25 protein-coding genes and 2 pseudogenes are annotated in these 25,048 nt (G+C 42.9%); 15 read left to right on the top strand and 12 right to left on the bottom strand.

What is annotated here, in order from left to right; all coding sequences use genetic code 11:
• Positions 1 to 84: 84 nt before the first annotated feature.
• Both V7K46_RS17795 and V7K46_RS17790 read right to left on the bottom strand, forming a co-directional pair.
• On the bottom strand, positions 85 to 1,137 hold the full coding sequence (locus tag V7K46_RS17795; RefSeq protein ID WP_335115364.1) for a fatty acid desaturase: 1,053 nt from the start codon (positions 1,135 to 1,137) through the stop codon (positions 85 to 87).
• A gap of 394 nt (positions 1,138 to 1,531) precedes the next feature.
• Positions 1,532 to 2,353 carry an acyl-CoA desaturase gene (locus V7K46_RS17790; RefSeq protein WP_335115362.1) on the bottom strand — a complete coding sequence of 274 codons (822 nt, stop codon included), beginning with the start codon at positions 2,351 to 2,353 and terminating at the stop codon, positions 1,532 to 1,534.
• An 85-nt stretch (positions 2,354 to 2,438) separates the two neighbouring features.
• Between V7K46_RS17790 and V7K46_RS17785 the strand changes: the two genes are divergently transcribed.
• On the top strand, positions 2,439 to 3,680 hold the full coding sequence (locus V7K46_RS17785; RefSeq protein WP_335115360.1) for a methionine gamma-lyase family protein: 1,242 nt from the start codon (positions 2,439 to 2,441) through the stop codon (positions 3,678 to 3,680).
• Positions 3,681 to 3,738: 58 nt separating this feature from the next.
• Here V7K46_RS17785 and V7K46_RS17780 read toward each other — a convergent pair whose 3' ends face one another.
• From V7K46_RS17780 to V7K46_RS17745, 7 genes and pseudogenes are all read right to left on the bottom strand, one after another.
• Positions 3,739 to 4,044 carry a hypothetical protein gene (locus V7K46_RS17780; RefSeq protein WP_335115358.1) on the bottom strand — a complete coding sequence of 102 codons (306 nt, stop codon included), beginning with the start codon at positions 4,042 to 4,044 and terminating at the stop codon, positions 3,739 to 3,741.
• A gap of 92 nt (positions 4,045 to 4,136) precedes the next feature.
• Positions 4,137 to 4,487, bottom strand: a complete 351-nt coding sequence (locus tag V7K46_RS17775; RefSeq protein ID WP_335115356.1) for a cupin domain-containing protein — start codon at positions 4,485 to 4,487, stop codon at positions 4,137 to 4,139.
• Positions 4,488 to 4,897: 410 nt separating this feature from the next.
• Positions 4,898 to 5,215 carry a hypothetical protein gene (locus V7K46_RS17765; RefSeq protein ID WP_335115354.1) on the bottom strand — a complete coding sequence of 106 codons (318 nt, stop codon included), beginning with the start codon at positions 5,213 to 5,215 and terminating at the stop codon, positions 4,898 to 4,900.
• A gap of 134 nt (positions 5,216 to 5,349) precedes the next feature.
• A pseudogene (locus V7K46_RS17760) lies at positions 5,350 to 5,904 on the bottom strand (zinc-binding dehydrogenase); the annotation flags it as partial.
• 25 nt (positions 5,905 to 5,929) lie between these two features.
• Positions 5,930 to 6,625, bottom strand: coding sequence for an SRPBCC family protein (locus V7K46_RS17755; protein ID WP_335115352.1), 696 nt, complete (start codon positions 6,623 to 6,625; stop codon positions 5,930 to 5,932).
• Between the two features lie 218 nt (positions 6,626 to 6,843).
• Positions 6,844 to 7,941: a DJ-1/PfpI/YhbO family deglycase/protease gene (locus tag V7K46_RS17750; protein WP_335115350.1), complete on the bottom strand. Its 1,098-nt coding sequence runs from the start codon at positions 7,939 to 7,941 to the stop codon at positions 6,844 to 6,846.
• An 80-nt stretch (positions 7,942 to 8,021) separates the two neighbouring features.
• Positions 8,022 to 8,126 (bottom strand): annotated as a pseudogene (locus V7K46_RS17745) (DUF2267 domain-containing protein); the annotation flags it as partial.
• Positions 8,127 to 8,545: 419 nt separating this feature from the next.
• Here V7K46_RS17745 and V7K46_RS17740 point away from each other — a divergent pair.
• The 3 genes from V7K46_RS17740 (at position 8,546) to V7K46_RS17730 (ending at position 10,522) form a co-directional block, all read left to right on the top strand.
• The gene (locus V7K46_RS17740) at positions 8,546 to 8,944 is read left to right on the top strand and encodes a DUF6335 family protein (protein ID WP_335115499.1); all 399 of its coding nucleotides are present in this window, start codon (positions 8,546 to 8,548) and stop codon (positions 8,942 to 8,944) included.
• Between the two features lie 377 nt (positions 8,945 to 9,321).
• Complete coding sequence (locus V7K46_RS17735; protein WP_335115348.1) at positions 9,322 to 9,810, top strand: orange carotenoid protein N-terminal domain-containing protein; 489 nt, start codon at positions 9,322 to 9,324, stop codon at positions 9,808 to 9,810.
• A gap of 547 nt (positions 9,811 to 10,357) precedes the next feature.
• The gene (locus V7K46_RS17730) at positions 10,358 to 10,522 is read left to right on the top strand and encodes a hypothetical protein (RefSeq protein ID WP_335115346.1); all 165 of its coding nucleotides are present in this window, start codon (positions 10,358 to 10,360) and stop codon (positions 10,520 to 10,522) included.
• A gap of 109 nt (positions 10,523 to 10,631) precedes the next feature.
• Here the strand turns inward: V7K46_RS17730 and V7K46_RS17725 are convergent, their stop codons facing one another.
• Both V7K46_RS17725 and shc read right to left on the bottom strand, forming a co-directional pair.
• On the bottom strand, positions 10,632 to 11,936 hold the full coding sequence (locus tag V7K46_RS17725; protein ID WP_335115344.1) for an FAD-dependent oxidoreductase: 1,305 nt from the start codon (positions 11,934 to 11,936) through the stop codon (positions 10,632 to 10,634).
• Positions 11,937 to 12,069: 133 nt separating this feature from the next.
• On the bottom strand, positions 12,070 to 13,977 hold the full coding sequence (gene shc, locus V7K46_RS17720; RefSeq protein WP_335115342.1) for a squalene--hopene cyclase: 1,908 nt from the start codon (positions 13,975 to 13,977) through the stop codon (positions 12,070 to 12,072).
• A gap of 124 nt (positions 13,978 to 14,101) precedes the next feature.
• Here shc and V7K46_RS17715 point away from each other — a divergent pair, with 124 nt between their 5' ends.
• The 3 genes from V7K46_RS17715 (at position 14,102) to V7K46_RS17705 (ending at position 16,403) form a co-directional block, all read left to right on the top strand.
• The gene (locus V7K46_RS17715) at positions 14,102 to 15,310 is read left to right on the top strand and encodes a glycosyltransferase (RefSeq protein WP_335115340.1); all 1,209 of its coding nucleotides are present in this window, start codon (positions 14,102 to 14,104) and stop codon (positions 15,308 to 15,310) included.
• Between the two features lie 80 nt (positions 15,311 to 15,390).
• Complete coding sequence (locus tag V7K46_RS17710) at positions 15,391 to 15,627, top strand: hypothetical protein (protein ID WP_335115338.1); 237 nt, start codon at positions 15,391 to 15,393, stop codon at positions 15,625 to 15,627.
• Entirely contained in the window at positions 15,624 to 16,403 is a 780-nt protein-coding gene (locus tag V7K46_RS17705; protein ID WP_335115336.1) for a nucleotidyl transferase AbiEii/AbiGii toxin family protein, read from the top strand. The genes V7K46_RS17710 and V7K46_RS17705 overlap by 4 nt, the downstream gene beginning before the upstream one ends.
• 24 nt (positions 16,404 to 16,427) lie before the next feature.
• On the opposite strand, the gene V7K46_RS17700 is transcribed toward V7K46_RS17705, so the two are convergent.
• Positions 16,428 to 16,778 carry an ArsR/SmtB family transcription factor gene (locus V7K46_RS17700; RefSeq protein ID WP_335115334.1) on the bottom strand — a complete coding sequence of 117 codons (351 nt, stop codon included), beginning with the start codon at positions 16,776 to 16,778 and terminating at the stop codon, positions 16,428 to 16,430.
• A gap of 80 nt (positions 16,779 to 16,858) precedes the next feature.
• Between V7K46_RS17700 and trxA the strand changes: the two genes are divergently transcribed.
• From trxA to V7K46_RS17660, 8 genes are all read left to right on the top strand, one after another.
• Positions 16,859 to 17,182 carry a thioredoxin gene (trxA, locus tag V7K46_RS17695; protein ID WP_334966602.1) on the top strand — a complete coding sequence of 108 codons (324 nt, stop codon included), beginning with the start codon at positions 16,859 to 16,861 and terminating at the stop codon, positions 17,180 to 17,182.
• Positions 17,183 to 17,316: 134 nt separating this feature from the next.
• Positions 17,317 to 18,111 carry an SDR family NAD(P)-dependent oxidoreductase gene (locus tag V7K46_RS17690; protein WP_335115332.1) on the top strand — a complete coding sequence of 265 codons (795 nt, stop codon included), beginning with the start codon at positions 17,317 to 17,319 and terminating at the stop codon, positions 18,109 to 18,111.
• A gap of 123 nt (positions 18,112 to 18,234) precedes the next feature.
• Positions 18,235 to 19,347, top strand: coding sequence for an alkene reductase (locus V7K46_RS17685; protein ID WP_335115330.1), 1,113 nt, complete (start codon positions 18,235 to 18,237; stop codon positions 19,345 to 19,347).
• Positions 19,348 to 19,465: 118 nt separating this feature from the next.
• Positions 19,466 to 19,897 (top strand): YybH family protein, encoded by a 432-nt coding sequence (locus tag V7K46_RS17680; RefSeq protein WP_335115328.1) that lies wholly within the window; start codon positions 19,466 to 19,468, stop codon positions 19,895 to 19,897.
• Positions 19,898 to 19,997: 100 nt separating this feature from the next.
• Positions 19,998 to 20,663, top strand: coding sequence for a nitroreductase family protein (locus V7K46_RS17675; RefSeq protein ID WP_335115326.1), 666 nt, complete (start codon positions 19,998 to 20,000; stop codon positions 20,661 to 20,663).
• A gap of 383 nt (positions 20,664 to 21,046) precedes the next feature.
• On the top strand, positions 21,047 to 22,345 hold the full coding sequence (locus V7K46_RS17670; RefSeq protein ID WP_335115324.1) for an MFS transporter: 1,299 nt from the start codon (positions 21,047 to 21,049) through the stop codon (positions 22,343 to 22,345).
• Positions 22,346 to 22,825: 480 nt separating this feature from the next.
• Positions 22,826 to 23,650, top strand: coding sequence for an SDR family NAD(P)-dependent oxidoreductase (locus V7K46_RS17665; RefSeq protein WP_335115322.1), 825 nt, complete (start codon positions 22,826 to 22,828; stop codon positions 23,648 to 23,650).
• Positions 23,634 to 24,968, top strand: coding sequence for a flavin-containing monooxygenase (locus V7K46_RS17660; protein ID WP_335115320.1), 1,335 nt, complete (start codon positions 23,634 to 23,636; stop codon positions 24,966 to 24,968). Before V7K46_RS17665 ends, V7K46_RS17660 begins: the two co-directional genes overlap by 17 nt.
• Positions 24,969 to 25,048: the final 80 nt, after the last annotated feature.

Below are 25,048 nucleotides of genomic sequence, written 5' to 3'. Positions count from 1 at the left end.
TCAGTAAAGAATTGCCAGATTCTATTTAAACACAGCATAATAAGCGCTCTTAGTACAAGAGCGTGAGTGTAATCACAGCGCTATTTATTGCTCTGTATAATATTCGTTGAAAGTCTTATAGCCAACATCAGTTGTGTACAGTTGACACTGGTCTGTAATCTGCTTCATTAAAGGCCAAGAAAACTGACACTCATCATGCAGATAAGTCCCCCAATTTTCTTTGATGCTGCTGTAAGCTAGCCGCAAATTATAAGAAGGAATCGCAGTGGAAATATGATGAGGGACATGAACATTGATATCATGACACAGAATTTCTATCCAACGCGGATAATCACAATGGATAGTGCCAAATAGCTGTGCTAGAGCTTCGGTCCACTTGTTCGCTGTCACAAAAGGAACATCTGCGGCAGTATGGTGAACAATAGTAAAAGTACTCATCCAAAAATGGTAAATCATCCAGGGCACTAGCCAAAATTTGACAAATCCCCAGATACCAGTTGTGGCGATGAGAATCGGGAAAGCGATCGCTGCAAACACAACTACTACAGCCACAGAAAGCTTGATACTCGATTGGTCTTTAGTTTTAAAGTTCCGCCAATCAAAATGCACAACTGCCCAATGTCCAATGGAACCTACCCACCAGAAGCGTTTACGCATGAACAGTTCAAAAGCAGACTGCCGGGTTTTATCCCACTTTTCAAACACTTCTGGTCTGATTGGATGCCAAGCGTTGTCCTCATCCAGTTTATTGGTATGAGTATGGTGATAATTATGCTTAATCCGCCAACTATGAAAGGGGTAAATTAACGGCATCATGAAGAAATGCCCCACCAAATCATTTACCCAACGACGTTTGGCAAAAGACCTGTGACCACAATCATGAGCAATTACAAAAAAACCTGTTAAAGCAGTACCCGTAAAAATCCAAGCTAAGGGCAAAAGAAACCAAGGAGTGATAATCAAGCTGTAATAGCCCAAGGCAACTGCTAAGACACTGATTATTACTTGTGTCCAAGCTTTGCGACGGTTCTGCTGAAAACATTCCCGTGGCAGGGTTTTGACAATATCTTTGAGCCTTAGATCGGAATTACCAGGCTCGTCGCTTAATTTCTGGCTGTTAATTATTGATGTAGTCATGAACACCTGAAAAACAACAAACTCCTCCACCAAGTCACCAAAAAGTAACTTGCCGTAAAAATTCTTAACATTAGCGCTTCGGATTATAGCAACCTAACCGACACAAGCGCACCCGTACATAGCTTTTTGAAAAGTCAGGAGTTATCAGTGATAAGTTATGAGTTTAGATTCTTAACTCACGCCTGATATGAATTAGAAACGCTCCTTGTTCCATAAGGATTTGTGAGTCTCAAAATTATGGTTTGAGAAAAATCGACGGCAACATAAAGAATTTCGACACCTAATTCACATTAAACAGACGCGATTAATCGCGTCTCTACTCCTAACTCCTGTACAGACGCGATTAATCGCGTCTCTCCTAACTCCTGTACAGACGCGATTAATCGCATCTCTCCTAACTAGCTTTTGTTGGGGCCAATTTCACATTAGTAGCTAGACCAACTGCTTGTAGCAATTGAACAGTCATCCAAGTTAAATCGATTTCCCACCATTCCAGCCCATGACGAGCTGAGTATTGAAAGGCATGATGGTTATTATGCCAGCCTTCACCGAAAACTAGTACGGCTACCCACCAGCAATTAGTCGATCTATCACCAGAATCATAACTGCGATAGCCAAATTTATGAGTAGCGCTGTTCACCAACCAAGTGCAGTGGTAAACCCAGACAATGCGAACAAAAATTCCCCAAATAACAAATGGCCAGCCACCTAGAAGCAAAAGCAATACACCTAGAGCAACCTGGATCAAAATGAAATATTTTTCTAAAAACTGATAAACTGGGTCTTCGGCAATGTCTTTGGTGAAACGAGGAACTTGAGCGTGAGCCGGACAATAATGAATCAGCCAATCCATGTGGCTCCACCAGAAGCCTTTATTAGAATCATGAGGGTCAGAGTCCGTATCAGAGTTTAAATGATGAATCCGATGTGTCCCTATCCACTCAATTGGGCCTCCTTGACAGGAGAGTGTGCCGAAGAAAACCAGGAGATACTCTAGCCACTTGGGAGTTTGAAAACTGCGGTGGGTAACAAGGCGGTGAAATCCCAGAGTAACGCCTAAACCACCAGTCACCCAGTACAGTAAGAAACCCACACCAACTGCTGTCCAGCTAAAGTTACCAGGAACAAAGGCAAACAAAGCGCCGATGTGCAGTCCAATGAAAAATAGGGTATTGACCCAGTTAATTTGAGGTTTAGTTGAAGTAGCAATTGTCATGCAGTAACCTGAATTTGAATTTTCCAGCCTAGTCTGTGCGATCTAAAAATCCGCATATCTATAATTTTTTTTGAACGAGGAACTGATGAACAGCTTAGAACAGCTGCGGCAAGCAGAACAGGCACTATTAGAAATTTTTTCTGGAATTGACACTCAGGTCAAGCATAATCTAAAACGAGTGCTGGATGGCTTTCGTAATCACCGTGTGGGCACACACCACTTTGCTGGTGTAAGTGGCTATGGTCACGATGATTTAGGACGAGAAACTTTAGATAAAGTTTTTGCTGAAGTGATGGGTTCAGAAGCGGCGGCCGTGCGAGTGCAGTTTGTTTCGGGAACCCATGCGATCGCCTGTGCTTTGTTTGGTGTACTCCGTCCTGGAGATGAAATGTTAGCAGTGGTCGGTTCTCCTTACGATACGCTTGAAGAAGTCATTGGTTTACGGGGTCAAGGTCAAGGCTCCCTTATCGAGTTTGGCATAAATTACCGCCAATTGGAGCTAACCCCCGAAGGAACTATAGATTGGCAAGCTTTAAGTAGTAGCGTGGCTGAAAACACTCGTTTAGTGTTAATTCAGCGTTCTTGTGGCTATTCTTGGCGTCCTAGTTTATCAATTGCCGATATTGAAAAAATCGTCCACTTAGTCAAACAACAAAATCCGAACACCGTTTGCTTTGTAGATAACTGCTACGGCGAATTTATTGAAACAAGGGAACCTACAGCCGTAGGTGCTGATTTAATCGCAGGGTCATTGATTAAAAATCCTGGTGGTACCATTGTCAGCGCTGGCGGTTATGTCGCCGGTCGCGCCGACTTAGTGGAAGCAGCCGCCTGTCGCCTCACTGCTCCCGGTATCGGTAGTTATGGCGGTGCTACTTTTGACCAAAATCGCCTGCTGTTCCAAGGACTATTTCTGGCTCCGCAAATGGTAGGAGAGGCGATGAAAGGGACTTACTTAACTGGTTATGTATTTGACAAACTCGGTTATCCAGTGAATCCTGCACCCCTGGCTCCCCGTGGGGATGTAATTCAGGCAATTAAACTCGGTTCTGCCGAAAAGCTAATTGCTTTCTGTAAAGCCATACAACAGCATTCTCCTATAGGTTCCTACTTAGACCCTGTTCCAGATGAAATGCCAGGGTACGAGAGCCAGGTAGTCATGGCTGGCGGGACATTTATTGAAGGAAGTACCTTGGAATTATCGGCAGATGGGCCAATGCGATCACCGTATGTGGTTTATTGCCAGGGTGGGACTCACTGGACTCATGTAGCGATCGCCTTGGAGGCTGCGATCAATGCAGTAGGAAGTGCTGACCAGATATTATAGCACATATTCCGTAGCGCATGAGGTTTATTGAGAAATTAGTGAAAGGCGATGCCTACGCCTACGCATTTGCTATTTCGGCGAACGCATTTGTTATTTCGGCGAACGCATTTGTTATTTCGGCGAACGCATTTGTTATTTCGGCGAACGCATTTGCTATTTCGGCGAACGCATTTGTTACTTCGGCGAACTCATTTGCTATTTCGGCGAACGCATTTGCTATTTCGGCGAACTCATTTGCTATTTCGGCGAACGCATTTGCTATTTCGGCGAACTCATTTGCTATTTCGGCGAACGCATTTGCTATTTCGGCAATTTGATGCAATTCTTTCTCAGCCGCAAAGCACAGTAAAAAGGGGAACAACATTTTTGTTCCCCTGCGAAGGCTCTATATTCCATGTAATTGAAAACGGCTAGAAATTTTTAGCTATCGCAAAATTTCAGATAACTGCAAACAAATTAGTTTTCATCTCGCCCGTGAACTTGAGCGGGTGGACTGGTTGCCTCAACAGCAGTGAATGCTTCTAAAATTTTATAGGTGTGGCTGGCTCCTTTTGGAACTACCCACGAACTCCCAGGTTCCAGCAAAATCGTTTGCCCTTCAATATGCAATTCTGCACGACCAGTGATTACATAACCAACAGTTTCATATTCTCGCGCTGCTGGCTCTTTAGCTTCATTCGGTTGCTCATTTTCCCACAGGCGCATGGAAATGGTTTTGCCAGATGCAAGATATTTCTGACCAAGTTGACCTTTTGGGGAATGGGTAGAATCTACTTTGATAACGGTTTTATCAGATGTATCAGACATATTTTTTGCCTCTTTTCTTTTTAAACTTTGATTGTTTTGCCAGTGTGAACTGCTTGGTAAATTAGCTGCATCAGCCTAACACTGAACTTGTAGCGATGTAGGCGTTGAAAAGATGCAAATCAGAAGCACAAATTGCCGTGGAAGTAATTTTAAAAATGGCACCACGCGAGTTAATAATTTTTGTGTAAGTAACTGTTTCTACCTACACATTGTTTGCTCCATGCCAGCAAACTTTTCATAATTATTTAGTCCTTAATTATGATTTTCGGCTGGTTAATATCAAGATAAATACTCGATTTATCCTAATACTGAGACGCAATAATTATCACGTCTCAGTAACTACTCAAATCTTATTCAACAATCTATGAGTCAAAAATTTAGACTCAAAATTTGCTACAAGTCTAGCTTCTCTATCTCAGTTTTTTGCTAGAAGGATTTTGGTAATAACCTTCTTTCTCTCCAGTCAATGGCTCAACTGATTTTTCAACTTTACTTTCTGTTGACTTAAGAAACTCTTTTGTAGCTCTAGGAGTTTTTTCATCCAAGTTTAGCTTTTCACGGATCGTATCAGCAGCGTTTTTTAATGGATTTTGAGAATTTGTTGTTTGGTTCTCGTTTCTAATTTCACCTTGCTCATTTGGGGTTACTTTATAATAAGTACCCTCTGGAGTTTTAACATCAGCTTGTGCTATGTTAGGGTAGCTAAAAGCCTGACCCAATAGAAACATGAATCCTACTAGAAAAACTACAAGGATTTGGGAGATCCGAATATTCCGCAGCCATGAAATTACTCGATTCATAAAAAGCCTCAATTACATTATCTTAGGTGGACAATTTAAAACGCTGAATGACTATTTACCATTCAGAATTTAAGAACAACTTTGATCCAGTTATCCTTTTTTTGTTGAAAAATATGGTAGCCGTGGGGTGCTTCCTCTAAAGGCAATTGATGGGTAACAACCAAGGATAGATCAAGTTTTCCATCCCAAATCATCTGCAATCAAAAATATATATTTTTGATATATTTTTGTCCATGCATTTATCCCATCCTAAAGGTTATTTCCTTATTGAAGGCTGCACCAAATGGTATTTTATCAACAAAAGCACCGTAAACACCCATAATTGAAAAAGTCCCGCCTTTACCACAGGCCACAATCATTTCCGGCAGAACGCGGGGACGGTCGGTTTCCAATCTGAGCTTTTGTTTTGTCTGGTCGTAGAAGTCTTCTAAACCAACGGTATCGATGCAAGCATCAAGGCCACGGCCACCAGTCGTCTCTTTCAACGTTTCGCCAGCATTAACTTTTTTGTAGTTAATCACTTCTGCTTTGGCAAACTTTTTCGCCATTTCTAGGCGTTGGGAAAAGCGATCAATAGCGATCACTTTTTCGGCTCCCATGATGTAGCCACTAATCATCTGGCGTCATTCACTGGGCAAATAACTACTTGCGTCCACTTGTTTGACCTTCAGTGGTGGCAATTTCGCCTGCTTCCATTAGCATCTTGAAGCGGCCCAATTCATCACCAATTTGCTGTTTTGGTTCCTCACCAAAAAGTTTAGCTACGGTAGCTCCCAATGCTCCACCTGGTGGGTTATACTCCAAAACAACCTTCACTTCCGTGCCGCGATCTGATACTTGTTTGAAGCGGACAAAACCAGAATTATCAATATCAGCACCTTCTACAGAAGCCCAAGAAATAAATTCATTTTCCCGGTCTTCGAGAATTTCTGCATCCCATTCCACACTGTTACCCAAGGGCGCATTCGCAACCCAATGAGAACGTTTTTTGTCATGCACATTGACAGATTTGAGATGCTTCATAAATGTAGGCAAATTCTCAAAGTTGTGCCAATAGCGATACAGTTCATCTGCTGGTTTATTGATCGTTACCGTCTTTTCAATTTTGATGGGTTGGTTTATACCTATTGCTTCCTGTGCTTGCTGGATTGTACTTTGTTTAGTTGCACCTTGATAGATTAAACCGCCACCAGCTAAAGCCGTCAGCACTCCCCGCAATGAACCTTGCTTTAAACCCATCAGCACCATAGCACCGCCACCGAGAAGAGATCCCCAACGCTCTACTTCACTAGCTTCAGGCTGGTTTGTACTTGGTTTATCCCCTGAGGTCGAAGTCACTTTTTTATCTCCATTACAGTAAATTAACTACAGAGGTGGAAATACTCTCTTCTTTCTACCTCTGTGTTCTTCTCTACGAGACGCTATGCAAATTGGCAAGCCCTACGGTTGACGCTCGTACCTCGCTATCGCTAACGCTGCGCTATCCCCAGTTCCTTTATACTGGGGAACCCGTCTACCGGAGTGGCTCACCGCTTTGTGTCTACATTCAAAAAACCTTACATTGACACAGCAGCCCCTGTTGTCGGCTTAGGAGGCTGAACCTGATCGGTTATCCGCGCCCGATATAGTTCTACCAATTGCTGTTCGTATTTCGAGAAATCTTGGTAAATTTCTTTGAAAATAGCAGTTATTACAGGGTCGGTGTACATTACACACAAATTGCCAATATCGCCAATACCAGTTTGCACATCTCCTAAAGCAGAACGTAACTGATATATGTCATCACTTCCTGTCAAGGCAGTTTTTACCTTGGCATACTGATTGGCAATATTTGCACCTAAAGAGGGTTTTTCACCCAATTGTTGAAGATAGGTTTCCAGCTTTTTAATGTGGCGCTGTTTATTAGCAATGATTTCTTGAAAGACTGATTTTACTTGGCTATCTGATTCCTTTTTCAAGTAGTTCTCAAATGTCTCTAGCGAATAACGTTCACCAGTAAGGGCAGTATTTAAACCTTTGCTGATATCACCTTTAGTTGAGCCGCCCCAAGCATCAGCCAGCTTCCACCATTCAGCACTTGTGTCTTTCTCATTAGGTAATGCAGCATCTTTGCCACCGTAACCCAAACGGCTTAAAATAGCTGTGGTGAAAATTGCCAAGTCTCCGGGTTCACGAGATGTAATCAAATTCCCGTCAACTACCACTGGCTCATCTAGATAATTTGCGCCAGCGTTAGTGATATCCTTAGCAATAGCGCTAAAGCCGGTAACTTGCTTACCTTTGAGCAAATCGCCTTCAATCAAAACTTGTGGGCCGTGGCAAACCGCAGCTACCAATTTTCCTTGTTGAATAGCCTCTTGTACAAAGCGGACTGTGTTAGGGTTGCGCCGCATTTTATCGGGAGCCATCCCACCAGGAATCACCACTGCATCGTATTCAGCTGCGATCGCTTCTGTGGTAGTACCATCAGCTTGTATACTAAGTTTGCCCTGGTTACCCAAATATTTTTCATTCATTCGGGAACCGAGGACTACTACCTCCATTCCTGCTTGTTTTAGTCCATTATAAGGAACTGTAAATTCTGCATCCTCTACTGCTTGTTCAATGAGGATGGCAACTTTTTTATTAGCGGAATAATTGTTATGGTCAGTCATAGATGGTGTTCCTTGCTTATTTCTAGTATTTAACTAACTACAATGTTCATCGATTAGGACAGTTAAACATCCAAGATTTTTCACTGAAAAAAATTTGCCGCTAGTTCTTGTGCTTCGTCACCTGCTATCTGTTCTTCAAGGGTTTCTAGTATGGCACGAGTAACAGATTCTGTCTCTTCACGAGCATCTAATTGGGTAAGGCTTTATACATCTGTAATCAACTTGTCGTATTTCACTGTCTACCTCCGCTGATCAAAATTATTGAATGTCTTGTCGTTTAGCATTCAGGTAGTTAAAAGCATGAAGACTAAATTAAAATGGCTAAACTTGAATTTTTATTTTTCCTGTAATTAATAAAAAAATAGTTATGAGTGAGAAGTTGGCTAATGAATAATTTCGGTTTGATAACCCCTAACTCATAACTAAAAACTTCAACTACAAGTTGTTTAACCATGATTTCATATTTCCAATCCTATGATGCGATCGCTAGTTTAGCTTCGTTCCAAGGGGATAGATTATTTTATTTCTAAAGCTATACATCTCTAGTAATACAAATTATTGACAGGAAAGCGTTATTGTGAGAATGCAGAAAATGGCTAGCATCATGGCAGAAAAAAATCGTAATGACGAAATTAAAACCAATGATTTGCCGCAGGAAATTACCGAATCCTACGGCACTGGTGTGAAAGACTTGCCAGGATACAATATTGGCGGGCGCTCAATGCAGGACGAAAGACAGGAGTACACAGAAACTAGTCCTGAACTTACTGGTGGCGATGTTGATGCTTATTGGCAAGATGCAGATGCAGTTGGGGATGAAGCTGTTGGTGGTAGTACTTCCACTCCCGATAAAAATGTAACTGAGGAGCTAGAAGCAGCCGTAGGGCTAGAAATGGCTGATTCTGAGTTTCTGCATACCAACGATATTTTAGAAGACCGTGACGGCGATCGCTGGGAGTTAGATCCAAAGTCTTCTGAAGATTATCAAGATCGGGGAGAATAAGCTCAATAAAAGCAGAAGCCGTATTTCTTCTGTATATTCACAAATTGGATGTCGCTGAATTGGGCAGTGCTTTTCTAAGCACTGTCACAATAAAACTAACATCTATCTACCGACATACCTGGTGAAAATCTCTCAATTTTGTTTGTAGTATTGTAATTGTCAACTCTTCACCTTGCTAAGACAAGCATTATTTTGGCTTTTCTAGGGTATTTATCTAACTACAATGCTTTGAATGCAGGACTACAGCCCGATTTATGTTCTCTTTATAATTGTTATTCTTTATGATTCCAAGACATCTGTCTTCAGTAGGTTAAAAGTGCAGATGTACATTTGATAACCTTGCTAGTAACATTGATGAATTGCAATTGGAGTTAATAATGACATCTACCCAAACAGGCGATCCAACTATTCGTGAGCATGTTCAAGCTTGGCAACAGTTGGGTGTGGATCAACAACTGGCTTTGTTTTGGTTTGTTTACAAAGAAATGGGTGGCTCAATTACGCCAGCTGCGCCTGGTGCCAGCACTGCTTCCCCAGAAATTGCCGAAGGTTTGTTTAATCAAGTTAAGGAATTATCTCACGAACAACAATTACAAGTTCAGCGTGACTTGATTAATAAAACGGATACCGAAATTTCTCGTCAATATGGCTCTTTGGGTGATACCACGAAGCTACTGTTTTGGTATCGATTATCTCAAGGTATGGATGATGGTACTATCATTCCTGTACCTTCTGATTATGAACTTCCCCCAGAATCTAAACCGTTGTTTGGCAAAATTCAAGGATTAGAGTTTGAGCAACAGATTACTCTTTTCCGTGATTATGTTTCGCCAATGGGTGCCGAAGCAGCAAAGGTTGGAATTTAGAACTTTGAAACTTTTTAGGCTACTTGAGGCTACTTTTATAGTCTCCGGATGACGATGGCTGTTATACCAAGTTCATTCGGTTGTAGTAGGAAGATTCAGAAATCATAATGTCCTTACTCTTCAGCAGGTTTTCTAGACGAGGTGATTAGTGTTAAGTCTAGCCTTAGCAGCTCTTGCCTCCGATATGGAGGCAGCATTGCTCTCAGCAGAAGGGTAAGGAAAGGGTTTTACAGCAAATTTGAAGTTTCTGAGGTACAAAAATACACTACCCGTACTGTCGCGCATCCTCCCCAAGACATCGGGGAGGATTAGAGAGAGGTGTACTTCAGTTACTTACAAAGTGCTGTATACCCCTTTTATTAAAACTCGCTATATTCGCTAATCACTTAATATAAAGCTGAATTTTGATGACTGGCGTGTTTATTTTTTCTTAATAAATAAACACCCACTAAAAACTAAAACTTTTACTTTGTGATCATCTATATTTTTAGGTCAGTTACACACTACACCTAAAAGGTTTTTAGCGCTAACCCAAGCGTATTGTGTTATGGTATATTCTCCCAAACAGAGAAAAAACGTAGATTATAACTTTAACAGATTTTTATTAACTGATATTACTGGTGCTTTGGATGAACCACTGAATATTGTAAACTTAGTGAAAGCGATCGCCTTAGTTTGTGGTAAACATACAACAATCTGTAAGTCACTTTAGATAGAGATTTAACTGTGGGAAATCGTAGCTTCAAAAAAAGCAATATTCTCAATAGCGGACTGGATATTGCCCCAGGTTCTGTTTGTCCTTTAAAAGTATATTAGCCACATTAATTATATAAAAACTTTTCATTTGCCCGCTTCACTTTTGCAATCCAATTCTTGTAGATATTCAAAATTTCTGAGTAGGGAACCGTGGTTTCAGAAAGGAGTTGCAAGAATGAGGGGGAGAAGTATTTAGGAAATAGTTGATGCAAAATTTGAGCAGATCGCAATCTGATAAAAAACTCTAAAAATAGCAGTTTACCGGATAATGGATAGGCATTGTCACTTAGCTCGACTAAGGCATGAGCATCTGGCTTTCGACGTAGAGAAAATTGCGCGATCGCTTTCGCAATATCATCAGAATATTCATCTAATAACTTATCAAAGAAAGCTACATCCTCAAAGGAAGCATTACAACCTTGACCCAGCGAAGGAGAGGTGGCATGAGCTGCATCACCAATCAGTAGAACACTATCACGATGATGATAGCGATTACAACGAATTGTTATAATGCTTGAAATCGGTCGATTTAAAAATGCTTCGGCTTCCGATTCTGGTAAAATCTGAGCAATTTCTGGAAACTGATCGCTAAAGAATTGGGATACTTCCTCTGTAGTAGAAAAATTTTCAATCGGGTTATTCTCTCTGGGAAAGTTAACGGTTCCACTCAGCGAACCGTCTATACGATGCACCAGTATGGCTGCGATTCCGTCACTCCCTCTCCAATTATGAATGTAGCCTGGTTTGAGGGATGTTACAGAATCCGCAGGTAAAAAGATAGATTTGTAAGCTAAGGGAACATATTTTTGCTCCACCTCAAATTCATCTGTTGAGATAAATTGCTCTCTTACTTGCGATCGCGCTCCATCTGCACCAATTAATAAGTCATAATTAACGGTAACATTTGTTGTATCATCTGCATTGACAACGTTTGAAAATATTACTGTTTTTGCCTCAAAATCAACCACATTGCATTGATTTTCAAAATAAATATTGAGGCGATCGCTATTATATTTGGCGGTCAGCGTTTCCAATAGCATGATAACTAGTTGAGTCCGATCAAGAATATAAATAGGCTGATTCCGAGGTATTAATTGCGTTTTTCCATTTTTCTCATGATTTAGGGAGCCGGTACTCTCAATACTTGCAGATTTCAGTATTTCTAGAAGTCCTTTAATATTGCTGAGTGCAGTAATTCCTCGCTGATTAATAACAAGCGGAAATGTTCTAGATTTTGACAGGGTAATTGAGCGCGGATCGTTACGTTGTTCATAAATTTCCACCTGATAGTCCTGATCACGTCGCAACAAATAGTGAGCCAGAAGAATTCCACTAGGACCAGCACCCACAATGACAACTTTCTTAGCCATTCTCAATCCTCGTTTACTAAACTGTTGATAGAAAAATCGGGCTATTTGCTAATTTCAATGTTTAATTTCCACATTTTACTTCTGAATCCTGTACAGACGCGATTAACCGTTCTGCTGAATTCTAAGTTATATTCTAAATCACTGTTTGATAACGACCCAGAGCTATCAAAGGAAAGTATTGCTGATACATATGATATTTGAGATAAAAATGGCAGGGGAAGCCAGTACCTGTAAAATCTGCCTCATACCAAGTACCATCGGGCTGTTGAGTTGCCACTAGGTAGCCAATTCCCCGCTCAATGGCCTCAAAAGCTAATTTACTAGTTGCTTCACCTGCTGCCAAAAGACCAATTAAAGCCCAAGCAGTTTGAGATGCAGTACTATTTCCTTTTCCTTTGAGACTGGGATCATCATAGCTACGACAAGTCTCACCCCAACCACCATCTGGGTTTTGACATCCAACTAACCAAGCTGCTCCTCGTTCTATACTGAGTTTATGCCTTTGAGGGTCGATCAAGGCCAAGGCTGATAAAACGCCACTAGTGCCGTAGATGTAATTTACACCCCAACGACCAAACCAACAGCCTTCAGCTTCTTGTTCGCGCAGAAGATAATTAAGCGATCGCTCTAAATTAGAACTATCAATTGACAGGTTACAAGCACCAAGCATTTCTACGACTCTAGCCGTAACATCTGCGGTGTTTGGATCAATCATCGCTTTCAAGTCGCCATAGGGGATGGAATTGAGCCAATCTTGGTCGTTGTCCAAATCAAAAGCAGCCCACCCACCTGGTTTACATTGCATAGATGCAATCCAATTTAAGGCACGAGCGATCGCAGCCTGCTTGATTTCTTCATTAGGGAGTTTTACTACATGTAGTGCCATCACCACTACAGCCGAGTCGTCTACATCAGGATAAAAGCGATTGTCAAATTCAAAAGCCCAAGCCCCTGGTTTTCCCTGGCGATTTTTGACAGCCCAATCTCCGTAATCCAAAATTTGTTTTTGCAATAACCATTCTCCAGCCTTTACTACAGCCGGATGATCTGGTGCAAAGCCAGATTCTACTAAGGCCCGCATCGCCCAAGCGGTATCCCAGACGGGTGAAATACAGGGCTGTACCCGGTAGCTATCCTCTGTTTCAATCGCAAAGTTATCAATTGCTTGCAAACCTCGTTCCACAATCGGGTCGTTTGGGTGATAATCCAGACACCGCAAAGCCAGCATTGAATTCAGCATCGCCGGAATAATGCCGCCCCAGTCGCCTGTAGCTTCTTGCCGCTCTAAAATCCACTTTTCGGCAGCTTTGATGCCTTCTTGGCGCAAGGGTACTAAATTCAGGCGTTCTGCCAACTTGAACCCATGATCAAGTGTGAGGAATAAATCTGTCCAATCGCCACTCTGGGGTAATTCCCACCGGACTTGATCAACGCCTTCAGCGTATAGCTGATCTAGGTTAATAGCTGAGTCGGTGAGAAAAACAGGTTTGCGATCGCATACAATCAGTAATGGTACTGTACTGGAACGTGCCCAGCTAGACATCTCATAGATATTGACGGGGAAAGCTTTTGGCAACAGCATCACCCAAGCTGGTAGCGAGGGAATACCGCGCCAGTTGTAGCAGCCAATCAAGGCTAGGTGCAACTTGGTAAAAATCCGAGTTTTGCTGATCCCACCCCGTTGGAGAATAAAGGCTTGCGCCCGAATCATTGCCGGATCGGTTGCTGGTACACCTAGCAGTCTTAGCGCCATGTAGGCTTCAACCGAGGTGCTAAGTTCTCCGCCATCACCGTAGTAAAGTTCCCAGCCGCCATGCTCCCGTTGCTGTTGACGTAAGTAGGCTTCAACTTTGTGCAACGGTCTTGCTTGGTCTGTTCCCCAAATTTTATGGAGGAGAACGACTTCAGCAGTAATGGTGACATTAGATTCTAACTCTGCCCACCAGTAACCTGCCGGATTTTGAATCGATTGCAAATATTGTTGACTGGCTGCGATCGCTTCTGCGACTTGGTTGACTTTTACCTTGTCTTGTGTTTGCATCAAAAACTATTTAACCTCAACACCCAACACTAGTTATGAACACGCCACTACAATGAAAAAATTTTTATCCTCTATTCAGTAGACATAGTATTCTGTCTGAGTTACTGAGAATTTGCAATAGCTCATGGGTGTAATTGTATTAGGATTGATGCTGTTATCCTTGACAATTTGGTTGGGATTACTGTGTTTTTGGGGACAATTTTGGCGGACAGACCAGCAATTAGAGCTTACAGAAATTCAGCTACAGTCGTTACCTACGGTTTGTGCAGTGGTTCCAGCCCGTAACGAGGCCCAATTACTACCATCCACACTGCGATCGCTCCTACTCCAAGATTATCCTGGTTCTTTAAAGGTGTTTTTGGTAGACGATCGCAGCACAGATGGGACAGCAAATTTTGCCGAAGGGGTTGCACACACTCTAGGTAAACCTGAGCAATTGCATATTATCTCTGGCGTTTCACTGCCTCCTGGTTGGTCGGGCAAACTTTGGGCAGTTGAGCAAGGTATAAAAAGTGCGAGTTTATTTGCACCTGACTATTTTTTGCTGACCGACGCAGATATCGAACATGATCCTGGTAATCTCCGCCGACTGGTTGCCAAAGCTGTCCAAGAAGATTTAGACCTGGTTTCGGTAATGGTGCGACTCAGGTGTGAAAGCTTTTGGGAAAAACTTTTGATTCCAGCTTTCGTCTTTTTCTTCCAAAAACTCTATCCTTTCCGCTGGGTTAATAATCCAAACAATCCCACAGCCGCAGCTGCTGGGGGATCTATTCTGATTAGTCGAGAAGCTTTAGAGCGAATCGGGGGTATTCAAGTGATTCGCCAAGCTTTAATTGACGATTGCGCCCTTGCTGACGCTGTTAAGCAGATTGGAAGACAAAGTAATTCTTCTTTCTCCCCTGCCTCCCCCGGCCGGATCTGGCTAGGATTGAGTACATTGACTCAGAGTCTGCGTCCTTATAACTCGCTGGCGACGATTTGGGATATGGTTGCCCGTAGTGCCTATACCCAACTGAATTATTCTCCATTAGTACTATTGGGAACTTTAGTAGGAATGCCTCTGATTTATCTAGTTCCACCTATGTGTGTAATTCTGGGTGCAGTTTGGGGCAATTGGGCGATAGCACTTACAGGTTTATTAGGATGGTTTTTAATGACCTTGGCTTATTACCCGACAATCCGCTTTTATAAATGTTCTCCCTGGTTAGCATTGAGCTTACCTGCGATCGCTTTTCTCTATACCCTGATGACTCTAGACTCAGCACTCCGTCACTGGCAAGGGCGCGGCGGCGCTTGGAAAGGAAGAGTCTATCCAAACCCAGATAATTTATAGTTGGAATAAAATTAGATTTAAAAATCGGTAGTGCTAATCTAAAATTAAAGATAAGTCTAAAGTGGTTGATTAAAAGAGTTATGACAACCGCAACACCAACAAATAATCCTGTTATTGTACCCAAAAAGCTGCCTTTTCTGGAATCAATTTGTTGGCAAACTGCCGATGTATATCGGTTCACTTCAGAAGAAATGCTGAGTCGCTACGAACGTGGTTGGCAATATCACAACCTATTTAATAATCTTCAGGGTGAAGAACTTAATTTCCTTAAAGAACTCGCCAGACACTATAAATCCTGGTTGCAAGTTAGTTTATGACTTTCAGGTTAGAACAGCATAATCAAATTCTCATAGTTCTTGAATCCTTAGATTCGGACATACTTAGAAAGGGTTCTGCTTACTTCGGTGGCGGAACCCTTCTTGCATTTGAGTTTGATGAATATCGCTGGAGTAAGGATGTTGATTTTATTGCTTCCGTTGGTACAGAAGGCTATAAATACCTGCGTACAGTGATATTTGAGGGTGGGCATGAAGCATTATTTCGGGATTTAAGTAAAATCCAAGTTGGACGTAGCACAACTGACCAATATGGAATTCGGATGATAGTTTTTGTGGATGATGTGCCGATTAAAACGGAAATTATTGCCGAAACTCGTTTTCAATTAGATCCACCAAGATATTTAAACTGGTCACCTGTTCCCTGCTTAAGCTTCAATGACTGTTTCACCTCTAAGCTGCTGTCAAATTCTGACCGTTACGCAGATGACAGCGTTGAGGCAAGAGATTTAATTGATCTAGCAATTCTCAGGCTGCGATCGCCAATCCCTCAAGTATCAATTGAGAAGGCTGAAAAAGCATATCAGGTTATCCGCCCTTTGAAAAGAGCGATCGCACGCTTTCAGGAAAGACCAGATTACAGGGAGAAATGCTTTCTTGGCCTGCAAGTTTATCAAGCTCAGATACCCAAAATTATTGACGGTATTGATTTACTCTCTACAGATTTAGGTTTATCTCACACTCAAAGGGTTTTTCGAGAACAACATGATATATTAGCTGATTTAGAAGCACAAATTAAAAAACGAGAAGATTCTTAAACACCTAGCGATCGCCCCATACCCCTAAATCCTTGAGGCTGTTTGTTTACTACTGGTGGGTTCAACAGGCAATGGTTGAGCGGCTTTCAACACCGCATCCAGCAACCCCGGAAACAGCATCTCTAAATCTTCACGCCGCAGGATGTTAATGTGCTGTGTCCCTTCTTTACGTGTAAAGACTATCCCCGACTCCCGCAAAATCTTGAAGTGATTGGACATCGTAGACTTAGCGATCGCAAAATCAAACTTCGCACAGCATTGTTCCCCCTCAGTCGCCAACAGGCGCACAATCTCTAGCCGCACCGGATCGCCCAATGCATACAACACGCCTGGTAAAGAAATATTTTTTTTATCTGGATGATAAAGAAATCTCATAGTTGCATTATCTCATCAGGTGGCATATATTTTTATTATTCGATATTATCGAATTATAGAATTAATTAGGAAGGCAATTTATGTCATCCATTACAAACGTCACAGAAGCCACATTCAAGCAAGAAGTCTTGGAAAGTGAAATTCCGGTATTAGTAGACTTTTGGGCACCGTGGTGCGGTCCTTGCCGGATGGTGGGTCCAGTCGTCGATCAAGTTGCTGCTGAATACGAAGGACAGGTGAAATTTGTGAAGTTGAACACAGATCAAAATCCTACTGTCGCCAGCCACTATGGAATTCGCAGCATTCCGACGCTGATGGTTTTTAAAGCAGGTCGGCAGGTTGATACTGTCGTAGGGGCAGTTCCAAAAACCACCTTGAATAAGACCTTAGCACAGCATCTTTAATTTAAGTTAAGGGGAGTAGGGGGAACAGAGGGGAAGTTGCACTAAGCTTTCCCCAGAGCTTCTTGTGCCCAATCACCAATTACTCCCTACTCCCAATTCCTGAATTGTGTTTCAACTAATGGGGAAAGAGCGAAATGGACTTGAAATTGCATGGTAAATCCGCACTGGTGAGTGGCTCAACCGCAGGTATTGGTTTGGCGATCGCCCTTGGGTTAGCTCAAGAGGGTGCATCAGTGATTGTCAACGGTCGTTCTGAAGAACGAGTAGCCCAGGCGATCGACAAAATTAAGCAAAGTACACCTGATGCGAAAGTTTCTGGTGTTGTTGCTGACGCAGGCACTGCATCAGGAGTAGAGCAACTCTTTCAAAAAGTTCCTCACGTTGATATCCTCATTAACAATGTGGGTATTTATGGGCCAAAAACCTTCTTTGATATTACTGATGAAGACTGGTTAAAGATATTTGAAGTTAACGTCCTCAGCGGAGTCCGCTTGAGTCGGCAATATCTGCAAAAGCAGTTAGAGCAAAACTGGGGGCGGATAATTTTTATCTCCAGCGAATCTGCTATTCAGATCCCAGTAGAAATGATTCACTACGGTACAACTAAGACAGCGCAGCTAGCCATTGCAAGAGGTCTAGCAGAAATCACTGTCGGGACTGGAGTGACGGTAAACTCCGTCCTACCAGGGCCAACCCGCTCAGAAGGAGTTGAGGACTTTATTTCCCAGCTAGGACAGGAACGCAGCATTAGTCCAGCGGAAGTTGAGGCTGAGTTTTTCCAAAATGTGCGCCCAACTTCCCTAATCAAACGCTTTGCAGCTAATGAAGAAGTAGCAGCGATCGTAGTTTACCTTTCTAGTCCTGTAGCTTCAGCAACTAATGGTGCAGCTTTGCGGGTAGATGGTGGCGTTATTCGCTCGATTGTTTAGTTAATGCGCTGCACGCCGACTTACTTATTGTGAAAACTCTTTCCTTGTTCCCCTTATCTGACAGCTATGAAGTTCCGAATTTTGAATTTTGAATTTTGAATTTTGAATTGGAGCGAAGCGACCATGACTAGTGATATCAACTTATTCTCTCCTTACCAATTAGGGAATCTGGAGCTACCTAACCGGATAGTAATGGCACCCTTAACCCGAAACAGGGCAGGTAAAGGAAACGTACCACACCAACTGAATGCTACTTACTACGTCCAACGTGCTTCCGCCGGTCTGATTATTGCTGAAGCAACACAGGTAACTCCTGAAGGACAAGGCTATCCCGCTACACCAGGAATTCATTCGCAAGAACAGGTGGAGGGATGGAAGTTAGTAACCGATGCTGTGCATCAGGAGGGAGGGAGAATTTTTCTGCAACTATGGCACGTAGGCAGGATTTCTCACCCAGACTTACAACCGAATGGAGCTTTACCTGTGGCACCTTCTGCGATCGCTCCTAAAGGTGAAGCTGCAACTTATCAGGGGCCAAAACCCTTTGTTACTCCCCGTGCTTTAGAAACTTCGGAAATACCGCAAATAGTAGAACAGTACCGTCAAGGAGCAGCAAATGCTCTAGCGGCTGGATTTGATGGGGTGGAAATTCACGCAGCCAATGGTTATCTAATAGATCAATTTCTCCGCGATCGCACAAATCAACGTACAGATAAATATGGGGGTTCGATTGAGAATCGCGCCCGATTCCTGTTAGAGGTGACAGAGGCGGTAACGAGTGTGTGGGATTCTAACCGAGTCGGGGTACGTTTATCTCCCAGTGGGACTTTTAACGATATGCATGACTCGAATCCCCTGGAGACATTCGGTTATGCGGCTCAAGCGTTAAACCAGTTTAATTTGGCATATCTGCATATTTTTGAGGCAATAGAGGCAGATATCAGACATGGCGCGATAATTGTACCCACCAGTCATCTACGCGATCGCTTTACAGGTACACTCATCGTCAATGGTGGTTATACCCGCGAAAAAGGCGATGCTGTTCTGGCAAACAAAGCAGCAGATTTAGTTGCTTTTGGTACACTATTTATATCAAATCCGGATTTACCTCGACGCTTCGCTTTAAATGCACCACTAAATCAAGCAGATCAAGCAAGCTTTTATGGTGGCGATGAACACGGATATACAGACTATCCATTTTGGTCAGCTGCTAACGAGCAGGCGGTCAATGCCTAATTCTTCTCATCTGAATAATTTAAACCCACTTTCTGCACTCTAAAGTATCAAATCAAACTGAGGAGTTTGAGATTTTTCCAAGATACAACAAAATGGTTGTGTAAATTGGTTGTCAACTATGAAAGATACTTTAGAAGAAACGGAAATCAAAGAACGTGTTAACGATTGGCTAGCTGCGTTTAGTGCAGGCGACAAACCATTTGATTTTTCTGTCCTAGACAATCTCTACTGGCAAGATGAACAATTCCTCGCTTTCGATACCCTCTCACCGCAGACCACTCGAATTCAAGGATGGCAATCGTATCAGGAGATATGGAAGCCCTTCATGGCAGGACTAGCACAGTGGCAAGTTAAATCAGTTGGGGATATTCAGATATTTACAGGTGATAACATTACCGTCTCGGCTCTAATTTTTGAGAGTACGGTAGCCACCATAGCGAATGAGGCGATTAAAATTACGGCTCATGCGACGCTTGTATGGGAGAAGCGACAGGGACAATGGCGCATTATCCACGAGCACATCTCTAACCCGGTTAACATTGCCAATTAGAAAGGAACACATTACATTTCCCTGTTCTTTAACACTCTTAATCACTCTCAGCAGAGTAAAATCCGAAACGCTTTCATAACTCAACTATCAGGAGAATCTCATGATTTCTATTACTCAAACCCAACCTTTAGATGTACCCAGTGCGATCGCTAAACGTCGTGCAATCAAAACTTTTAAAACAGACCCCATCGCCCCAGAACTGCTCAAGCAACTGGTAGAGTTAACCGTGGCTGCACCCAGCAGCTATAATCTCCAGGACTGGCAAATTATTCTTGTGCAAGATGAAGCGCAAAAGGCAGCACTGACAGCAGCATCTTTTAATCAACAGCAAATTGTTCAAGCACCTGTAACCTTTGTCTTTGCCGCCGATCCGAACGCAGGCGAACAAAACTTGACCCCAATTCTAGAGCAGGGAATTGAAACTGGGGCATGGAATGAAGGTACGGTAAACTACTTTAAAACCGCCGTCCCGCAATTTCAAGCTGGGCTAGGCAACAAGCGACGCGAATATGCCATCAAAGATGCCATGATTGCCGCTACCCATTTGGTGTTAGCAGCAGAAAGTCTGGGATTATCCACTTGTTTTATGAACGGTTGGACTGAGGATCAGGTAAAGGAAGTGATTGGGGCTGGGGATAATCCAGATTTAGCGATCGCTGTTTTAGTTCCTGTTGGCTATGCAGCCGAACCACGCTTAAATCCAGGTCGTTTGCCATTCTCCTCCAACGTCTCTGTAGACAGAATTGGTAACCCTTATGCAAGGTAGCTTTTCCTAAATTGCGAATAGGGCATTGGGCATTGGGGATGAGTCTTTGATACTCGCTAATGAGTCTTTGATACCCGCCGACGAGTCTTTGATACTCGTGAATGAGTCTTTGATACTCGTGAATGAGTCTTTGATACTCGCTGACGAGTCTTTAATACTCGTGAATGAGTCTTTGATACTCGTGAATGAGTCTTTGATACTCGCCGACGAGTCTTTTATACTCATGAATGAGTCTTTGATACTCGCCGACGAGTCTTTTATACTCGTGAATGAGTCTTTGAACTCCGTCAACGAGTCTTTGATACTCGTGAATAAGTCTTTGAACTCCACTCCCCTGCCTCCTGCCCCCTGCTCCCTGCCCCCGCATCTACCCATTCCCCACTATGTCCTTACCCTCCTTCCTAGCGCGTCGGTCCTTTCACTATGGCTGGCTCGTCGCAGGCTTAACATTCCTAGCCTTGCTGGTGGCGGCCGGAATTCGCTCTGCTCCCGGAGTTTTTATAGTGCCTCTCGAACAGGAGTTCGGCTGGAGTAGAGCTACTATATCTTTGGCAATATCCATTAACTTAGTACTCTACGGACTAATTGGGCCTTTTGCCGCCACACTCATGGAGCGAATCGGCATTCGCCGGATGATGATATTCTCACTTGCTGTCATTGCTCTCGGTGTCGGTTTAACCACTTTGATGTCAGCATCTTGGCAGCTAGTCTTGCTGTGGGGTGTGGTTGTCGGTTGTGGTAGCGGAGTTATCGCCCTAGTTTTGGGTGCTATTGTCGTCAATCGCTGGTTTTTTGAGAAGCGGGGTTTAGTTCTCGGCATCCTAACCGCCAGTACAGCTACCGGGCAACTGGTGTTTCTGCCCATGCTGGCCTCAATAACCGATCGCTTTGGGTGGCGAATTGCCGCTCTAGGTTTGACTGGTGCAGCACTTCTAATTATTCCAGCGATCGCAGTCTTTATGCGCGATCGTCCGGCAGATGTCGGTTTGCGGGCCTTTGGCGACAACAGCGAAACGGTGGAAGTCTCACAGCCAAGAGTGAATTCCATCACCTCCACCCTCAATGCCCTCTGGCTGGGAATGCGTAATCGAGACTTCTGGCTGTTATTTGGTAGCTTTTTTATCTGTGGTGCTAGCACAAATGGGTTAATTGGAACTCATCTAATTCCCGCTTGTATTGACCACGGTATCCCTGAAGTCAAAGCTGCTGGTCTTTTGGCAATCATGGGACTATTCGATTTTTTCGGAACTACTATGTCTGGTTGGCTATCTGACCGCTGGAACAATCGCTACTTATTGTGCTGGTACTACGGACTGCGGGGTTTGTCTTTGATTTTCTTACCCTTCAGTTTCGACTTTTCCTTCTATGGACTTTCCATTTTTGCCGTCTTCTATGGACTTGATTGGATTGCCACTGTACCACCAACGGTACGTCTTGTTGCTAACGTCTTCGGTAAAGAAAATGTCGGCGTGATGTTCGGCTGGATTGTCGCAGGACATCAGCTCGGTGCAGCCACAGCAGCATTCGGAGCCGGGGTATTGAGAACCTGGACGGGTAGTTATTTACAAGCGTTTATTTTATCAGGCGTTCTCTGTCTGATTGCCGCAGTTTGTGTACTGCAAATTGGTCAAAGTCCGACTAAGGGCAATTCACACTTATCTTCAGTTACACTCAATCCTTAATATTATGAATGTATTAATCGAAGGTTTTTTGGAAGGGTTTTTACTGAAACTCAAAGCATTTATTTTGGAATTTACTCTCCAACAAGCATTTATTTAATAAGCCATAATGTTAGAAAATAAAGCTCCAAACCCAGTCTCTATGCCTTGTTTAGAAGTTAACTCTTATTTTTCTTTAACCAGAGTGATGGAAGAGCGCTTAAACGGTTACTGCGGAATGCTGTTATACGCAGGTGTTTCTGCCGCTAAATTTCATGCGATCGCGGCTCGAAGGGCGGGCGCAAGTTGTGATTATAGCCAAAGGCGCAGCGTCTTCGGCTCCGCTTCTGAATTCTGTTTTATTAAGTTACCAAAAATTGATAATTTATAAATATTGTTTTCTGTTAAATATTTTTAGATGCGTTTATCTGGTATTTTCAATTCATAATAACCATGAAACAAGATATTCGCACTAATATTAATTAATAATTTTGAAAAGAGATTATGACCCAGCTAGATAAGACGGTTGTACTGATCACTGGTGCTGCTGGTGGGTTTGGACAGGAACTGACGCGACAGTTGTTAGAGGCTGGTAGCCGACTGATTTTAACGGATCTAAATGAAGTTGTGCTGCGTGAACGAGTTGAATTGATTCAGTGCCAAGTCGCAACTGGTCAAGTACTAGCTTACTTAGCTATTGATCTTTCTACCAGTGAAGGATGTGAAAACCTGTATCGTCAAGTCAAAGCACTCAATATTCCTGTCGATATTTTGATTAACAATGCTGGTATTGCGGTCTTTGGTCGCATGGATGAAATTCCAAGTGAGAAATGGGAACGTCTCATGCAGATAAATCTACTAACACCGATGCGGTTAAGCGCCCTATTTGCTGCTGATATGATTGCTCGTCAACGAGGTCATATTGTCAATATTTCATCGTTAGCAGGTTGGTGGGCATTGCCTGGATTAACTCATTACGCAGCTAGCAAATTTGGTTTGCGTGGATTTAGTGAAGGATTTTTCCATGAAGTAAAAGACTACAATGTAAAGGTTACAGCTGTCTATCCCTTTTTTAGCCGTACCCCAATTCTCCAGTGTGAACGGTTTGGAAGTTTTGCCAAGAGTAACGACGACTTTCTAGAACATGTAGCAACCGACCCAGCCCAGGTAATGCGCGCCACAATTAAAGGAATTATTCACAATAAATTGCATGTCTTTCCCGATGCCACAGCTAAAAATGCCCATCTTCTCAAACGATATTTTCCTCAGATAGTGAACTCGATTAATGATGCATTTCTTAGGAGGTTGAAAGTTGGTAAAGGAAAGTAGTAAAACTCAGAAGATTTTTGATAGGACTCACAAACAGCTGATTATCGGGGCTGGTTTTGTTGGATTAGGTATGGCTTGGGCACTTAAGGCTGCCGATATTCCTTACGACCAAGTTGATGCCAGTGATGATGTTGGCGGAAATTGGTATCACGGCGTTTATGAAACCGCTCATATCATTTCGTCACGCAAAATTACCCAATTTACCCATTTCCCCATGCCTGATAATTATCCCGATTTTCCCAGCGCGCAGAACATGCGGGATTATTTAAACGCTTTTACAGATTATTTTGATTTATGTGCACAGATTGAACTGAATCGTACAGTTAATTACGTCCGCCCAGTTGAAAACAATCTTTGGGAAGTGACCTTTGCTGATGGAGAACAGCGAATTTATAAAGGGGTGGTGATGTGCAATGGGCATCACTGGTGCAAACGTTTTCCTAAATTTCAGGGAGAATTCCACGGTAAGATTATCCATTCTAAAGATTACAAGCATCCAGATCAGTTGCGTGGTCAGCGAGTTTTGGTGATTGGAGGTGGAAACTCAGCTTGCGATTTGGCCGCAGAAGCAGCCCGCGTCAGTGCTAAGTCTGTTCTGAGTATGCGCGAATCAGTGTGGTTTATCCCAAAGTCTTTTGCAGGAGTCCCAATTGCTGACTTAATAAAATGGTGGATGCCACAATGGTTTCAGCGGCTTATGGCTCACGGAATTATCCGCCTGAGCTTCGGGACGCACGAAAATTATGGTTTATCCAAACCCAAGTATCGAGTTTTTGACAAGCACCCGACTCTGAACAATGAAGTGCCCTACTACATCAAACATGGACGAATTATTCCTAAACCTGCGGTGCGTCACCTTGATGGTTGGGAAGTTGAATTTGTTGATGGTAGTCGAGAGGCATTTGACCTCATTCTTTGTGCAACAGGTTACTACGTTGCTTATCCTTTCCTACCCCCAGAACTTCAGCGGATTGAAGGAGCAGTAGTTAAATGCTATGGCGGTTCTTTTTTTGATGATTACAAGGGACTCTATTTTATTGGCTGGGGACAAGCGCGAGGCGGAGTTGGTTCGCTAATTGCAGCTTACGGTTCGCTGTTCACGCGCTGTTTGAAACTCCAAGATGAAATCAATGTGCCTCTTGGTCTAGTTTTCAAAGAAATAGGACAACAATTGCCAAAAACCCATCTTGCAGATCCCCAACAGATTTTTAGACAATTAAAGCTCGCTAATCTTTTATTTAGCTGGCTTGTGAAAAAAGCACATCAGGTTGATAACCAATATCCCAACTTTAGTAATAACCCAAGTTGCGGGTTATAAAATTCTGAATACTTCGTGACCATTGATTGAAACGAATGCACATGAAAAATTGGCGGTGGCGCTATAAGCGACCGGAAATT

The organism is Nostoc sp. (assembly GCF_036917395.1).
In the GTDB taxonomy this organism is placed as follows: domain Bacteria; phylum Cyanobacteriota; class Cyanobacteriia; order Cyanobacteriales; family Nostocaceae; genus Nostoc.
The sequence above is the reverse complement of the archived record's forward strand: the minus strand, read 5'-3'. Positions and strand labels throughout refer to the sequence as shown.

Bases quoted from the DNA above. Each gene is read 5' to 3' on its own strand.
- V7K46_RS17795 (WP_335115364.1), bottom strand. From the start codon at position 1,137: ATGACTACATCAATAATTAACAGCCAGAAATTAAGCGACGAGCCTGGT.
- V7K46_RS17790 (WP_335115362.1), bottom strand. From the start codon at position 2,353: ATGACAATTGCTACTTCAACTAAACCTCAAATTAACTGGGTCAATACC.
- V7K46_RS17785 (WP_335115360.1), top strand. From the start codon at position 2,439: ATGAACAGCTTAGAACAGCTGCGGCAAGCAGAACAGGCACTATTAGAA.
- V7K46_RS17780 (WP_335115358.1), bottom strand. From the start codon at position 4,044: ATGTTGTTCCCCTTTTTACTGTGCTTTGCGGCTGAGAAAGAATTGCAT.
- V7K46_RS17775 (WP_335115356.1), bottom strand. From the start codon at position 4,487: ATGTCTGATACATCTGATAAAACCGTTATCAAAGTAGATTCTACCCAT.
- V7K46_RS17765 (WP_335115354.1), bottom strand. From the start codon at position 5,215: ATGTTTCTATTGGGTCAGGCTTTTAGCTACCCTAACATAGCACAAGCT.
- V7K46_RS17750 (WP_335115350.1), bottom strand. From the start codon at position 7,941: ATGACTGACCATAACAATTATTCCGCTAATAAAAAAGTTGCCATCCTC.
- V7K46_RS17740 (WP_335115499.1), top strand. From the start codon at position 8,546: ATGGCAGAAAAAAATCGTAATGACGAAATTAAAACCAATGATTTGCCG.
- V7K46_RS17735 (WP_335115348.1), top strand. From the start codon at position 9,322: ATGACATCTACCCAAACAGGCGATCCAACTATTCGTGAGCATGTTCAA.
- V7K46_RS17730 (WP_335115346.1), top strand. From the start codon at position 10,358: ATGGTATATTCTCCCAAACAGAGAAAAAACGTAGATTATAACTTTAAC.
- V7K46_RS17725 (WP_335115344.1), bottom strand. From the start codon at position 11,936: ATGGCTAAGAAAGTTGTCATTGTGGGTGCTGGTCCTAGTGGAATTCTT.
- shc (WP_335115342.1), bottom strand. From the start codon at position 13,977: ATGCAAACACAAGACAAGGTAAAAGTCAACCAAGTCGCAGAAGCGATC.
- V7K46_RS17715 (WP_335115340.1), top strand. From the start codon at position 14,102: ATGGGTGTAATTGTATTAGGATTGATGCTGTTATCCTTGACAATTTGG.
- V7K46_RS17710 (WP_335115338.1), top strand. From the start codon at position 15,391: ATGACAACCGCAACACCAACAAATAATCCTGTTATTGTACCCAAAAAG.
- V7K46_RS17705 (WP_335115336.1), top strand. From the start codon at position 15,624: ATGACTTTCAGGTTAGAACAGCATAATCAAATTCTCATAGTTCTTGAA.
- V7K46_RS17700 (WP_335115334.1), bottom strand. From the start codon at position 16,778: ATGAGATTTCTTTATCATCCAGATAAAAAAAATATTTCTTTACCAGGC.
- trxA (WP_334966602.1), top strand. From the start codon at position 16,859: ATGTCATCCATTACAAACGTCACAGAAGCCACATTCAAGCAAGAAGTC.
- V7K46_RS17690 (WP_335115332.1), top strand. From the start codon at position 17,317: ATGGACTTGAAATTGCATGGTAAATCCGCACTGGTGAGTGGCTCAACC.
- V7K46_RS17685 (WP_335115330.1), top strand. From the start codon at position 18,235: ATGACTAGTGATATCAACTTATTCTCTCCTTACCAATTAGGGAATCTG.
- V7K46_RS17680 (WP_335115328.1), top strand. From the start codon at position 19,466: ATGAAAGATACTTTAGAAGAAACGGAAATCAAAGAACGTGTTAACGAT.
- V7K46_RS17675 (WP_335115326.1), top strand. From the start codon at position 19,998: ATGATTTCTATTACTCAAACCCAACCTTTAGATGTACCCAGTGCGATC.
- V7K46_RS17670 (WP_335115324.1), top strand. From the start codon at position 21,047: ATGTCCTTACCCTCCTTCCTAGCGCGTCGGTCCTTTCACTATGGCTGG.
- V7K46_RS17665 (WP_335115322.1), top strand. From the start codon at position 22,826: ATGACCCAGCTAGATAAGACGGTTGTACTGATCACTGGTGCTGCTGGT.